The 12,124-nt window shown below is 62.9% G+C and carries 13 protein-coding genes and 1 tRNA gene; 2 read left to right on the forward strand and 12 right to left on the reverse strand.

Features of this window, described 5'->3' with window-relative positions:
* Positions 1-195: 195 nt before the first annotated feature.
* From AC07Y9_RS10940 to AC07Y9_RS10970, 7 genes are all read right to left on the reverse strand, one after another.
* Positions 196-603, reverse strand: a complete 408-nt coding sequence (locus AC07Y9_RS10940) for a type II toxin-antitoxin system HicB family antitoxin (protein ID WP_102679259.1) — start codon at positions 601-603, stop codon at positions 196-198.
* Between the two features lie 32 nt (positions 604-635).
* Entirely contained in the window at positions 636-818 is a 183-nt protein-coding gene (locus AC07Y9_RS10945) for a type II toxin-antitoxin system HicA family toxin (RefSeq protein ID WP_087089111.1), read from the reverse strand.
* Between the two features lie 445 nt (positions 819-1,263).
* Positions 1,264-1,337: transfer RNA gene (locus AC07Y9_RS10950), tRNA-Gly, on the reverse strand.
* Between the two features lie 202 nt (positions 1,338-1,539).
* Positions 1,540-2,424, reverse strand: coding sequence for an alpha/beta fold hydrolase (locus AC07Y9_RS10955; protein ID WP_087089109.1), 885 nt, complete (start codon positions 2,422-2,424; stop codon positions 1,540-1,542).
* Between the two features lie 351 nt (positions 2,425-2,775).
* Positions 2,776-3,468: a pseudouridine synthase gene (locus AC07Y9_RS10960; protein ID WP_053259935.1), complete on the reverse strand. Its 693-nt coding sequence runs from the start codon at positions 3,466-3,468 to the stop codon at positions 2,776-2,778.
* A 33-nt stretch (positions 3,469-3,501) separates the two neighbouring features.
* Positions 3,502-3,720, reverse strand: coding sequence for a cysteine-rich CWC family protein (locus AC07Y9_RS10965; protein ID WP_274517825.1), 219 nt, complete (start codon positions 3,718-3,720; stop codon positions 3,502-3,504).
* A 7-nt stretch (positions 3,721-3,727) separates the two neighbouring features.
* A complete protein-coding gene (locus AC07Y9_RS10970; protein WP_102679255.1) occupies positions 3,728-5,215 on the reverse strand; it encodes a sensor domain-containing diguanylate cyclase in 1,488 nt (495 codons plus the stop codon).
* A 272-nt stretch (positions 5,216-5,487) separates the two neighbouring features.
* On the opposite strand from AC07Y9_RS10970, the gene AC07Y9_RS10975 reads away from it, so the two are divergent.
* Positions 5,488-5,913, forward strand: coding sequence for a hypothetical protein (locus tag AC07Y9_RS10975; RefSeq protein ID WP_087089101.1), 426 nt, complete (start codon positions 5,488-5,490; stop codon positions 5,911-5,913).
* 54 nt (positions 5,914-5,967) lie between these two features.
* On the opposite strand, the gene dspII is transcribed toward AC07Y9_RS10975, so the two are convergent.
* Positions 5,968-7,080, reverse strand: coding sequence for an enoyl-CoA hydratase/isomerase DspII (gene dspII / locus AC07Y9_RS10980; protein ID WP_102679254.1), 1,113 nt, complete (start codon positions 7,078-7,080; stop codon positions 5,968-5,970).
* A gap of 131 nt (positions 7,081-7,211) precedes the next feature.
* On the opposite strand from dspII, the gene ung reads away from it, so the two are divergent.
* On the forward strand, positions 7,212-7,904 hold the full coding sequence (gene ung, locus AC07Y9_RS10985) for a uracil-DNA glycosylase (RefSeq protein WP_102679253.1): 693 nt from the start codon (positions 7,212-7,214) through the stop codon (positions 7,902-7,904).
* 171 nt (positions 7,905-8,075) lie between these two features.
* Here the strand turns inward: ung and AC07Y9_RS10990 are convergent, their stop codons facing one another.
* Genes AC07Y9_RS10990 through AC07Y9_RS11005 form a run of 4 tightly spaced genes read right to left on the reverse strand, consistent with a single transcriptional unit; the run spans position 8,076 to position 12,119 of the window.
* The gene (locus AC07Y9_RS10990; protein WP_102679252.1) at positions 8,076-9,107 is read right to left on the reverse strand and encodes an AbrB family transcriptional regulator; all 1,032 of its coding nucleotides are present in this window, start codon (positions 9,105-9,107) and stop codon (positions 8,076-8,078) included.
* Positions 9,100-10,614 (reverse strand): tripartite tricarboxylate transporter permease, encoded by a 1,515-nt coding sequence (locus AC07Y9_RS10995; RefSeq protein ID WP_102679251.1) that lies wholly within the window; start codon positions 10,612-10,614, stop codon positions 9,100-9,102. The genes AC07Y9_RS10990 and AC07Y9_RS10995 overlap by 8 nt, the downstream gene beginning before the upstream one ends.
* 1 nt (position 10,615) lies before the next feature.
* Entirely contained in the window at positions 10,616-11,074 is a 459-nt protein-coding gene (locus AC07Y9_RS11000; protein WP_007930215.1) for a tripartite tricarboxylate transporter TctB family protein, read from the reverse strand.
* Positions 11,075-11,129: 55 nt separating this feature from the next.
* Complete coding sequence (locus tag AC07Y9_RS11005) at positions 11,130-12,119, reverse strand: Bug family tripartite tricarboxylate transporter substrate binding protein (protein WP_023968150.1); 990 nt, start codon at positions 12,117-12,119, stop codon at positions 11,130-11,132.
* Between the last annotated feature and the right edge of the window lie 5 nt (positions 12,120-12,124).

The raw sequence follows: 12,124 nt of genomic DNA on the forward strand, positions 1-12,124 counted from the left end.
GGTGGGGCGACTTTAAATACCGAATGGGTCCTTGCTTATATTCGTTTGCAGTTCGTTGCCGAGGTAGCGCAGGGGGACAAAAGAATCGGCCACGCCGGGCCGATTCTTCTTTTGCGCGAGCGCTAGCCGGTCCAGCGTTGAGCGGCCACCAACAGCCTTATTGGCCGCTCACGTTCTTCGGTCAGGGCGGTGTGTTCATTCTTGCTGCAATACCTTCAGTGCAGCCGAAGCGAGAAACCCCGAGCGGCTCTTGGCTTCCGGGTGATGCAGCACGTATTCGTCGATGCGGTTCAGCAAGTAGCCGGGCAGGGTGATGTTGAGCTTCTGCGCCTTGCCCAGGTACTTGGTGACATCGATGTCGATCAGCGCCCAGGTGCAGCCTGCGTATTGAGGGTTGGCTGCGTGCAGGGTGACCTTGTTGGCGGGCGGGATGGCGGCTCCGTCTTCGGCGAGAATCTCGAAGTGCCCTTCGATGGCTTCGCGGGCCATGGCCATGGCGTCGTCGAGGTCGTCACCGGCCGAGAAACAGCCAGGAATGTCGGGGACTTCCACCCCCCAGGCGTGTTCGTCATCGCCCATTGAAATTGCAATCGGGTAAAGCATGTGCGGAACCTCCAGGGCGCGGTGAATCACCTTCACATGAGCAGCGCCTGTTTCAGAATGCTGATGGCGGTTTTTCTCAGCAGGTCCTTTTTGGGATGTGGCACTGTCACCAGCCCCGGTTTACTGGGATGCCTGAAATGATGGTGACTGCCTCTGACTCTGACCAGATACCAACCGTCTGCGACGATTTGGCCGATCAAATACCGACTGTCCACATCACCTCCTTGTGATGTTTGGTGGTTACTATACCTACCAAAAAAATGTGTTCAATACCTGGCCCGCCCGACGGTCGTTGGCAGGGGAACTCCGCAGGCTGAAGTGTAGAAAGAGCGAGTTTGGAACGCGGCGGATAAGAGCGCTGGCTGTGTTGCAGGATCCTTCTCGAACCGCGATATCTGCCGAAGTACTGGCCAAGCTGATTTCGTTGAGGGTCGACAGGAATACAGATGAGCGGGCCTGGTCAGCATCTTTGAAGATGAGTGAACCCGGTCGAGGCGCTGGGGGACAGCACGGGGCTATTCGGGGCTATTGCCATTTCCGCGCTCGTTTATCGTGGCCGCAGGTTGATAAAGCGCCCATAAAAAAACCGGTCACTCGAGGACCGGTTTTTTTGTTTCTGCATCCCGCGTCGGCAGGGCCTGACGCTGGACTCGAATGAAGTGGAGCGGGTGAAGGGAATCGAACCCTCGTTATCAGCTTGGGAAGCTGGAGTAATGCCATTATACGACACCCGCTCGGAGCGGCTGACTTTGTACCAGAAGTGCGCGCGGATTTGAAGTTTTTCTTTGCCGGGCCTGTGTTTGCGAAGCGGCGGGAAATGCGCGCAGGCACGCTTCTACGCCGTCATCGCGGCGACGGGGCGAAGACCGGCTTGCGGTCTATCGCGGGCAAGCTCGCTCCAGGGGCAGGGGACGAGTTGCTCGCGATGACGTCACTTCAGATAGCCAGGGCATGGTGGTCCTGCAGGTAGTGATAGCGCGGACGACTGGTGTGCTGGGTCGGTTTGAGGAACCCCATCAGCGCGTTACGGCTGTCCCGGCAGGCGGCCTTGTGTTCCATGTCGAGGAAGTGCCCGGCGGCCTGGATGGTGCTGAACGTCGAGTGCCGGACATGGTTGCCGAACAGCCGGGCGTCATTGGCGGCGGTGTATTCGTCCCATTCACCGTTCATGAACAGCACCGGTACCTCGATGTTCTTCGCCGCTTTCAGGTAGCACTGGCGGTCGCTGTTGAGGACATGGCTGATGTGGAAGTGCATCTGCCCGTATTCATGCTCGGCCAGGGTGCTGACGTGGCGATAGTTGAAACGCTTGAACAGCGACGGCAGGTGCTTGCCGATGGTCTCGTTGACCAGGTGTCCGACACGGTCGCCGTCCAGGCTGCCGAGGTAATCGACACCGCGTTCGAGGTAGTCGCGCATCGGCTCGTTGATCACTGGCGAGAACGAGCTGATCACCGCCTTTTCAATGCGCCGCGGGCGTTGTGCCAGGGCGAGCAGCGTCGGCGCGCCACCCCAGGAGAACGACATCACGTGCTCGGCGGCGAAGTGGTCGATCAGCTCCAACAGGATCAGCCCCTCGACTTCCTTGGTGAGCATTTTCTCGTGCCTGTTGTGGGCTTTCGAACGACCGGCATAGGGCTGGTCGTAGAGCACCACATTGAATTGCGGATGCAGGTTCTTCACGGTCTGCGCAAAAGACGCGGTGGTGGCCATTGAGCCGTTGACCAGAATGATGGTCTTTTCTGCGGCATCTGCGCGATAGAACTCCGTGTAAACCCGATACTGACCTTGTATATCCAGCACAGCGATTTCTGGCCTCATGTCATAAGACTCCTGGCAAGCGGGTATGCGCGCAACCGAGGGTGCACGAGATTTGTGACAGGTAGGCATACGCCTGGAATTTTTTAGCCCATGTCGATCCGCACAGATGGTCGACGGGTGTTGTTATAGGCGGGCAATTTGCCGGACAACAGGAATGAGCACAGGAGGCTCGGACGGCAAAGGATTTCTTAGAAGTATGTTCGTGACTCATCGGTCACATTTCGGCCGACGGACTGATTCAAGCAGGGAGAACGCCGTCTCGCAAGTGCCGTTGGTAAATTGTTCGACAACTTCGGCTGAATGGTCATGGCATCGTCGATGGCTTACAGCGGCTACGGAAATTGTAGGCGCTCAGACCAGGCGGATTTCTTCATCGGTCAGCGGCCGGTACTCGCCGGGCGCCAGGTTTTCGTCGAGGGCCAGCGGTCCCATGCGTTCGCGGTGCAGGCGCAAGACCTTGTTGTCGAAATGGCCGAACATGCGTTTGACCTGGTGGTAGCGGCCTTCGACGATGCTCAGCCGCGCACATCGGGGGCCGAGGATCTGCAGCTCGGCGGGCAGGGTGGTGAGGTCCTCGAAAGCGAAGTACAGGCCCCGGGCGAAGGTCTCGGCGTACTCCGGGCCTATGTCCTGTTCGGTCTCAACGTAGTAGCGCTTCGGCAGTTTGGTCTGCGGCTGGGTCAGGCGTCGCGACCAGCTGCCATCGTTGGTGAGGATCAGCAAACCGGTGGTGTTGTAGTCCAGGCGACCGGCGATGTGCAGCTCGTGCTTGTCCGGTTCGTCCAGCAGGTCGAGCACGGTGCGGTGTTCGGGATCGCGGGTGGCGCTGACGCAGCCCATGGGTTTGTGCAGCATGAAATAGCGCGGCGGCTTGCCGGCCTGCAGCACTTCGTCGTCGAGCTCTACCCTGCTGAACTCGCGCACCTCGGCATGGGGATCGCTGACCACCTGACCGTCGATACGGATGCGCTTTGCCACCAGCAGCAGGCGCACCTGCTGGCGGTTGAAGCGGGGCAGGTTACTGAGGAAACGGTCAACGCGCATGGCTATCGGCAGGCTGGCAAAAGGCTGCGCATCTTACGGGATCGGCCGGGCGGCCGCTTGCAGTTGCGCATCGACCCGGGCACAGCGTGGGCACAGGCAGGCGCGATCGCGCAGCTCCGGCGGCAGGGCTTCGAGCACCGCCGGGTCGATGCTCACGCTGTAGCACCAGCAGGCCTGGTCGGCGGTACGCGGGTCGGCCAGGCTGCAGTCGTTGCGGGCGCCGCAGGCCGGGCAGAGGCTGGGGCTGTTCAGGGTCGGTTCATTCATAACGGGAGTGAGGCATTTCCACGCAGGTTCGGTTACGGCCGGTCTGCTTGGCACGGTACATCGCATGGTCGGCGCGCGATAGCAGGCTGTGCAGGGTATCGTCCGCCTGCAGTGTGGTCACGCCGATGCTGACGGTCAGCCGCATATTCTTGCCCTCATAGGCGTAGCGCTGTTGCTCGATCAGCAGGCGGATTTTCTCGGCGATCTTCAGCGCCGTGGCGCTGTCGGTGTCCTTGAGCAGCACGATGAACTCTTCGCCACCCCAGCGGCAAACGATATCGGACTGGCGCAGGCAGCTTGCCAGGTGCCGGGCGAAGCCGCTCAACACCTGGTCGCCGGCGAGGTGGCCGTAGGTGTCGTTGAGGCGTTTGAAGTGGTCCAGGTCGAGCAGCAGGGCGGCCAGCGGCTTGGGCTCACGCTGGGCTTCGAGCATGGCCTGGGCGGCCAGCAAGTCGAAGCCGCGGCGGTTGGGCAGGCCGGTGAGACTGTCGAGGGTGGCCTGGGTTTCGATCTTGCGCTGGAAACGTCTGACCACGCGGTTGAGCAGGGTCAGCACGATCAGGGTGATCGCCAGGCAGATCAGCAGGTTGAGGTACAGCGAGCGGCGGATATCGCCCAGGGCGCTGTCCTCGCGCTTGTCGACGAACAGGTACCAGTTCAGCTCGGGAATGAAACGCACATTGAGGAAGTGCCGCTGGTCTGGGGCGCTGTATTCGTAGTTGCCGCTGTGGGGCTTGGGCAGCCTGGCCTGCAGGTCGCGCAGGTTTTCCAGTTCGAACAGCAACTGTCCGGCCCGAGCGCCCTGCGGGCCGCCTTCGGCCCCGGTGAGGACGATCCGGCCCTGGGTATCGACGAAATACACGCTGCGCTGATAACGCTGCTGGTAGTGGTCGATCAGCTTGATCACTGCATCTACCTTGAGGCCGACACCGGCGGCGCCGATGAAATTGTCCTGGTAGTCGTAGACCTTGTAGTTGATGAAAAACGTCAGGTTGTTCTGGTTGGCCTGGTCCGGATCGACGTTGATTTCATACGGGGTGGCCATGTCGCGGACCCGGAAATACCAGGCGTCGCGGGGGGTATCAGGAGCGATTTTTTTCAGCACGCCCTTGGCATGGTAGTAGGTCAGGCTGCTGTTGGAGACGAAGAAGGCGGTGTAGGCGCCGTAGTGGGTCATCACCTCATTGAGGTAGCGGGTCATCTGCTCGGGATCGCGTTCGCCAGCCATCACCCAGTCGCGCATGAAGGTATCGCGGGACATCATCGAAGAAATCAGGATCGGTCGTACCAGGTCTTTCTGGATTTCCGAATACACGGTGTCGGAGGTCAGCGGCAGCTCGGTGTTGACGATGTTGTCGCGGATCGAGGTTCGCGAAGCGTAATAGCTGAGTAAGGACGTGGCCATAAAACCGCCGCCCAGCAGCGCGATGAGCGTGATGATCAGCCAGCGTTGCGAATACAGCGGGGGGCTAAGCGGCATGGGCGACTCCGTGGCAGTGACCCGATGCAAGCATTCTAGTGGCCGCGCCGACGGGTAGCTGCGCCATTTGATCGCTCGCCAGCAATGGCACACAGCCCGCGAAAACCGGGCGTTTTCGGATCCAAAATCCTTGCCTGGCGACTTGTATCAAGGTGTAACCGAAATCGCACCAGACCCGGTTTTCGCGGTCAGATATTCCGTCAGCCAGAACATCCTTGGCTGCCGCCGGCCAGCGTCGCTGGCATGGCCCATCAGCGGTCCAGGAGGCCGCCATGTATCGTCGAATTCTTCTCACTGCGTTCCTGGGTTTGGCTCTTTCTGCCTGCGTTCCCTATTACGACTACGACGGAGGTTCCACTTACTACCGCTCTGAGGTCTATACGACGCCAGCGCCGGTCTACTACGGCGGTTCCTATTATTCTTCCGGCCGCGGCTATTACGCGCCGCGTTATTACCAACCAGCGCCACGGTACTACCAGCCCCGGTATTACCAACCGGCACCGCGTTACTACCAGTCGGCGCCGCGGGCCGTTTATCGCGCCTACCCGAACCGTGGCTGGGATGGCCACCGCCAGGACTGGAACAACGACTATCGGCGTCATGACGGCCGCCGTGACTTTGACGGCCGGCGGGGTGGTCGAGACTGGAGCGATCGTGGTCGCGACGATCACCGCCGTGACCGCCATCACAACCGCTGATCTGCCTATAACAAACAAGCGGCGCCTGGAGCGCCGCTTTTTCATGGCTGGTTTTCAGAAGTCCGACAGATCCGCCAAGGGGTGACGGCCTTCCCAGGCCTTGTGGAAATGCGCCTCGACCACGGCGTCGGGGATGCTGTTGATGTCCGGCCAGTGCCAACGGGGCTTGTGGTCCTTGTCGATCAGGCGCGCCCGCACCCCTTCGCTGAATTCGGGATGCCGGCAGCAGTTCAGACTCAGGGTGTATTCCATCTGGAACACCTGGGCCAGGGACAGGTGCCGGGCCTGCTGGATCTGCTCCCAGACCAGGCAGGCGGTCAGCGGGCAGCCTTCGCTGAGGGTTTTCGCCGCCCGCGCCAGCAGGGCATCGGAGTGATTGTGCAACTGGCTGATGGCTCGCCAGGCACAGCGTACATCGCTGACGTCCAGCCACTCGTCGATCTGCTGGCGCCGTGGTAGCCACTGGGCTGCGGGCATTTGTTCGACGGCCTCCTGTTGCAGGGCCTTGAGCAGACTGTTGAGCTGCATCGGCGTCTGTTCCTGCCAGTTGAGCTGTAGCAGCCCGTCGATCAGCGCTTCTTGCTGGTCGTCTCGCAGGAAGCGGTCGGCCAGGTCCAGGTCGATGGCGTCGCGGCCGTTGATGTGCGCGCCGGTCAGGCCGAGGAACAGCCCGAGCTTGCCCGGCAGGCGCGAGAGGAACCAACTGGCGCCGACATCCGGGTACAGACCGATGCTGATTTCCGGCATCGCCAGGCGGCTGCTCGGTGTGACGATACGAATGCTGGCGCCTTGCAGCAGGCCCATGCCGCCACCGAGCACATAGCCGTGGCCCCAGCAGATCAGCGGTTTCGGGTAGGTGTGCAGGCGGTAGTCGAGACGGTATTCCGCGGCGAAGAACTGCGCGGCCAGCGGCGGTACTTCGCCGGGGTGGGCCAGGCAGGCCTGGACCAGGCTGCGCACTTCGCCGCCGGCGCAGAAGGCCTTGGCGCCGTTGCCGCGCAACAGCACACAGACCACTTGCGGGTCCTTGGCCCAGGCTTCCAGGCGGTCGCTCAACAGATGGATCATGGGCAGGGACAAGGCGTTGAGGGCGTGTTCGGCATCCAGGCTGGCAATTGCGATGCGCGCGCCGTCGGTGCCGGTGAGTTCTTCGAAGTGCAGATTCATCGTGACCTCGATCGGGAATTTGAGCGTTCAGTATGATCGCTATAGGCGAAAATGGCGGTTCTGCGTCAGATCAATTGACAAGCGTGGTGGGCTTTCCTAGGGTGCGCCCATTGATTTTACCGGGTGCAACCATGACCGATGACGACCGTATCAAACTCGAACCCAGCTGGAAGCAGGCGCTGCGTGCCGAATTCGACCAGCCTTATATGGCGGAGTTGCGCGAGTTCCTGCGTCAGGAACATGCCGCTGGCAAGGAGATCTACCCGCCGGGCCCGCTGATTTTCAATGCGCTGAATTCGACCCCGCTGGACAAGGTCAAGGTGGTGATCCTCGGCCAGGACCCCTACCACGGCCCGGGCCAGGCCCACGGCCTGTGCTTCTCGGTGCAGCCGGGCGTACCGGCGCCGCCGTCCCTGGTGAATATCTATAAAGAGCTCAAGCGCGACCTGAACATCGACATGCCCAACCACGGCTACCTGCAGAGCTGGGCCGACCAGGGCGTGCTGATGCTCAACACCACCATGACCGTGCAACGGGCCAACGCTGCGTCCCACGCGGGCAGGGGCTGGCAGCACTTCACCGACCGAATCATCGAAGTGGTGAGCGAGCACCAGCCGCACCTGGTGTTCCTGCTGTGGGGGGCCCACGCCCAGAGCAAGCAGAAGCTGATCGATGCCACCAAGCACCTGGTGCTGACCTCGGTGCACCCGTCGCCCCTGTCGGCCTACCGCGGCTTTATCGGTTGTGGGCATTTCAGCCGGACCAACAAGTACCTCGAGCAGAATGGCGAGACGCCGATCGAATGGCGGTTGCCGTCGGTTTGATGGGGTTTGAAGGCCGTCATCGCGGGCAAGCCTCGCTCCTACAGAATCAACGCAAAACCCTGTAGCCGCTGCCGCAGGCTGCGATAGGTCCGAAGGACCTCGGCGACGCTGAACATCGCGCCCCCTTCGGGGGCGATCGCAGCCTGCGGCAGCGGCTACAGGGGACCGGCTTCAGTCCGGTTTCTTGTCCCAATGCCGGAACAGCGGCTCGGCCAGAAACAGCACGAACAGCAAGCGCATCACCTGCATCGCCGTCACCAGCGGCACCGACAGTTGCAGGGTCTCGGCCGTCAGGCTCATTTCCGCGATGCCGCCGGGCATCATGCCCAACGTCAGCGAACGCAAGTCCAGATGAGTCAAGGCGCTCAGGGCCACGGCCGCGAGGCTGGCGATCAGCATGGTCAGCGCCGTGCCGACCAGGGTGCGGCCCATGAATGAGGGCGCGCGACGGAAGAACTGGCGATTGAAGTGGCAGCCCAGGCCACTGCCGATCAGCCACTGGCCGATCTGGCTGCCGCCGTCCGGCAGGCCGATATGCAAGTCCCAGCCGATACTGACCGCGGCGCTGACCAGCAGCGGCCCGAACAGCCAGGGGTTGGGCTGGCGCAGGCGTTGCCAGAGCCAGGCGAGCAGGGCGCCCGCCGGAAACAATACGGCCAGCCAGCGCCAATCGACGCTGGCCGGATGCAGTTGGGGCACGCCTTCACCGAGCAGGTACTTGAAGGCCGCCGGTACACACAAGACCACCACCAGCACCCGCAGGCTCTGCCCGGCCGCCACACGGCTGAGCACCGCGCCGTTGCGCGCGCCGAGGTTGACCATCTCGCCGGAACCGCCCGGCATGCTGGAGAAGAAGGCGGTGGCCCGGTCCTCACCGGTGCGCCGCAGCAGCCAGACCCCGACCACGCTGGACAGGCTGGTGACCAGGGCACCGAAGAAGATCAGGCCGAAATGGCTCATGACCTGCTCCATCACCACCGGGGTGAAGTGCAGGCCGATGCCGATCCCCACCACCCATTGCCCGCATTTGCGGCCGCCGGGGATTTCCCCCAGTTGCCAGGGCGTCAGGCAGCGCACCAGGATGATCGCCAGCAACGAGCCGACCATCCACGGCAGCGGCCAGCCGATCTGGCTGGCGAGGTAACCGCCGACCAGACCGACCAGGGGCGTACCCCACCACTGTTTGAAGCTGACCTCAGGCATCGGCCACGGCGCGTTGCAGGGCCGAGCGCTTGCGCCAGATGCGGATCATCGGCATCAGCAGCATGATCACGGTCAGCACCCAGACGCCGACGGTAATCGGGCTGGACCAGAGGATTTCCATCGCGCCGTTGGAGATCGACAGCGCGCGGCGCAGGTTCTGCTCCATCAACCCGCCGAGGATAAAGCCCAGCAACACTGGCGACAGCGGGAAATCCAGCTTGCGCAGGATGTAGCCGAAGATGCCGATGCCGACCATCAGGAACAGGTCGAAGGTGGTGGCGTGCACCGCGTAGACGCCGATCCCGGTGATGATTGCGATCACCGGCACCAGAGCCCAGTTCGGCACGGCGAGGATGCGGGTGAAGACGCGGATCATCGGGATGTTGAGGATCACCAGCATGATGTTGGCGATGAACAACGAGGCGATCAGGCCCCAGACGATGTCCGGCTGCTGCTGGAACAGCAGCGGGCCCGGGGTGATGTTGTACAGCGACAGGGCGCCGATCATCACCGCGGTGGTGCCCGAACCCGGGACGCCGAGGGTCAGCATCGGTACCAGGGCGCCGCAGGCCGAGGCGCCGATCGCGGTTTCCGGTGCCGCCAGGCCGCGCTTGTCGCCCTGGCCGAACTTGCCGCTGGCGCCGGCGATGCGTTTTTCGGTCATGTAGGCCACGGCGCTGGCCAGGGTCGCGCCGGCACCCGGCAAGACGCCCATGATGAAGCCCAGCAGGCCGCAACGGATGTTCACCACGAACACCGACGCCGCTTCCTTGAAGTTGAACATCATGCGCCCGGTGGCTTTCACCGCTTCCTGGCCGCGATGGGTTTTTTCCAGCAGCAACAGGATCTCGCTGATGGAGAACAAGCCCAGTACCAGCACCACGAACTGGATGCCGTCGGTGAGGTGGATGTTATCGCCGGTGAAGCGGTACACGCCGCTGTTGGCGTCGATGCCGACCGACGACAGGAACAGCCCGATCAGCGCGGCGATAAAGGTCTTGATCGGACGATCGCCGGCCATGCCGCCGAGGCAGACTATGGCGAACACCATCAGCACGAAGTACTCCGCCGGGCCGAAGGCGATCGCCCATTTCGCCAGCAGCGGGGCGAACATCACCATGCCGCAGGTGGCGATGAAGGCGCCGATGAACGAGCTCCAGGCCGACAGCGACAGAGCCACCCCCGCCAGGCCCTGGCGCGCCATCGGGTAGCCGTCGAGAGTGGTCATCACGGTGGAAGCTTCGCCCGGGATGTTCAGCAGGATCGAACTGATCCGGCCACCGTATTCGCAACCCAGGTACACCGCCGCCAGCAGGATCAGCGCCGACTCCGGTGGCAGGCCGAGGGCGAAGGCGATCGGGATCAGCAGTGCCACGCCGTTGATCGGGCCCAGGCCCGGGAGCAGGCCGACCACGGTGCCGATCAGGGTGCCGGTCAGGGCGGTGACCAGGTTGTAGGGGCTCAGCGCGACGCCGAAACCCTGGCCCAAATAGCCAAGCGTATCCATATCAGTTCTCCAGAACGTCGAGCAGGCCCAGGGGCAGTGGCACGTCCATCACCCGGTCGAAGAGCACGTACAGACCGATGGCCATCAGCGTGGTGACCACGGCGCTGGGCACCCAGCGGCCGCCGTACAGGCGCGCCATCGGAATGCCGATCAGGATGCTGCTGAGAATGAAACCCAGGGGTTCGAACAGACCGGCGAAGATCAGCAGCAGGAGCACACAGATGCTGATCTTGGTCAGGGTTTCACGGTCCAGTGGCGGCTCGTCTTCGCTGTGCTTGATCGGCGCCGGGCGAAACACCATGTACAGCAGTGCCAGGCCCATCAGGCCGAGCATCAGCAGGGGAAAGGCGCGCGGGCCGACCGGTTCGTAGGAAAAAGCGGCCTGGTAGGGCCAGGCCATCAGTGCCAGGCCCAGGCAGACCAGGAGCAGCAGCGAGGCGAAAAGGCGTTGTAAGAGCATGGGAAACTCCTGGGCCCCGCCCCGCGAAAGGGGCAGGGCCGCTAGACAGAGGCGATTACTGGATCAGGCCGAACTCTTTGGCCAGGGTCTTGTAGTCGGCCACCTGTTTCTTCACGTAGGCGTCCAGTTCCGGCCCGGTCATGGCGAACGGGAAGAGTTCGCGCTGGTCGCGCAACTTGGCGAACTCTTCGGAAGCCAGCAGCTTGTCGAAGGCGTCTTTCCACCAGGCGTAGTCTTCGTCGCTGACCTTCGGCCCGAGGTAGAAGCCGCGCACCACTGGCCAGACGATGTCGTAGCCCTGCTCCTTGGCGGTCGGGATGTCCTTCATCTCCGGCTCGTCCAGGCGCTTGTCGGAGAACACCGCGAGCAGGCGCATGTCGCCGCTCTGGATGTGCGGCATGGAGTCGGAAATGTCGGTACTGCCAACCTGGATGTGCCCGCCCAGCAGCGCGGTGGCGATTTCGCCGCCGCCTTCCAGGGCCACGTAGCGCAGGTCGCGCGGGTTGATCCCGGCGGCCTTGGCGATCAGCGCGGTCTGCATCCAGTCCTGGCTGCCGACGGTGCCGCCGGAGCCGATCACCACCGAACTCGGGTCTTTCTTCAGCGCCTTGACCAGGTCGTCGAGGGTCTTGTACGGCGAGTCGCTCTTCACCGCGATGGCGCCATAGCTGGTGCCGACCGCGGCCAGCCAGCGCACCGCGCTTTCATCGAAGCGGCCGAACTTGCCCTGGGCCAGGTTCAGCAGCGAACCGCTGGACCAGGCCACCAGCGTGCCGGCGTCGGCAGGGCGCTGGGCCACCACCGCGTTGTAGGCCACCGCGCCGACACCGCCGGGCATGTAGGTCACGCGCATCGGCTTGGTCAGCAGCTTTTCGTTGACCAGCGCGCTCTGCGCCAGTTTGCAGGTCAGGTCGAAACCGCCGCCGGGGGAGGCCGGGGCGATGCATTCCGGGCGCTTGGGTTCGGCGCTGGCGGCGGCGAGCAGTTGACCGGCGAACAGCATACAGCCGGCGGCGAGGGCCAATTTACGCAGTGATGGGTTCATGCTTG

Source organism: Pseudomonas sp. GW456-L12, assembly GCF_059424045.1.

Coding starts and splice junctions, on each gene's coding strand:
- ung (WP_102679253.1), top strand. CDS start 7,212: ATGACCGATGACGACCGTATCAAACTCGAACCCAGCTGGAAGCAGGCG.
- AC07Y9_RS10960 (WP_053259935.1), bottom strand. CDS start 3,468: ATGCGCGTTGACCGTTTCCTCAGTAACCTGCCCCGCTTCAACCGCCAG.
- AC07Y9_RS10990 (WP_102679252.1), bottom strand. CDS start 9,107: ATGCCTGAGGTCAGCTTCAAACAGTGGTGGGGTACGCCCCTGGTCGGT.
- AC07Y9_RS10970 (WP_102679255.1), bottom strand. CDS start 5,215: ATGCCGCTTAGCCCCCCGCTGTATTCGCAACGCTGGCTGATCATCACG.
- AC07Y9_RS10995 (WP_102679251.1), bottom strand. CDS start 10,614: ATGGATACGCTTGGCTATTTGGGCCAGGGTTTCGGCGTCGCGCTGAGC.
- AC07Y9_RS11000 (WP_007930215.1), bottom strand. CDS start 11,074: ATGCTCTTACAACGCCTTTTCGCCTCGCTGCTGCTCCTGGTCTGCCTG.
- dspII (WP_102679254.1), bottom strand. CDS start 7,080: ATGAATCTGCACTTCGAAGAACTCACCGGCACCGACGGCGCGCGCATC.
- AC07Y9_RS11005 (WP_023968150.1), bottom strand. CDS start 12,119: ATGAACCCATCACTGCGTAAATTGGCCCTCGCCGCCGGCTGTATGCTG.
- AC07Y9_RS10940 (WP_102679259.1), bottom strand. CDS start 603: ATGCTTTACCCGATTGCAATTTCAATGGGCGATGACGAACACGCCTGG.
- AC07Y9_RS10955 (WP_087089109.1), bottom strand. CDS start 2,424: ATGAGGCCAGAAATCGCTGTGCTGGATATACAAGGTCAGTATCGGGTT.
- AC07Y9_RS10975 (WP_087089101.1), top strand. CDS start 5,488: ATGTATCGTCGAATTCTTCTCACTGCGTTCCTGGGTTTGGCTCTTTCT.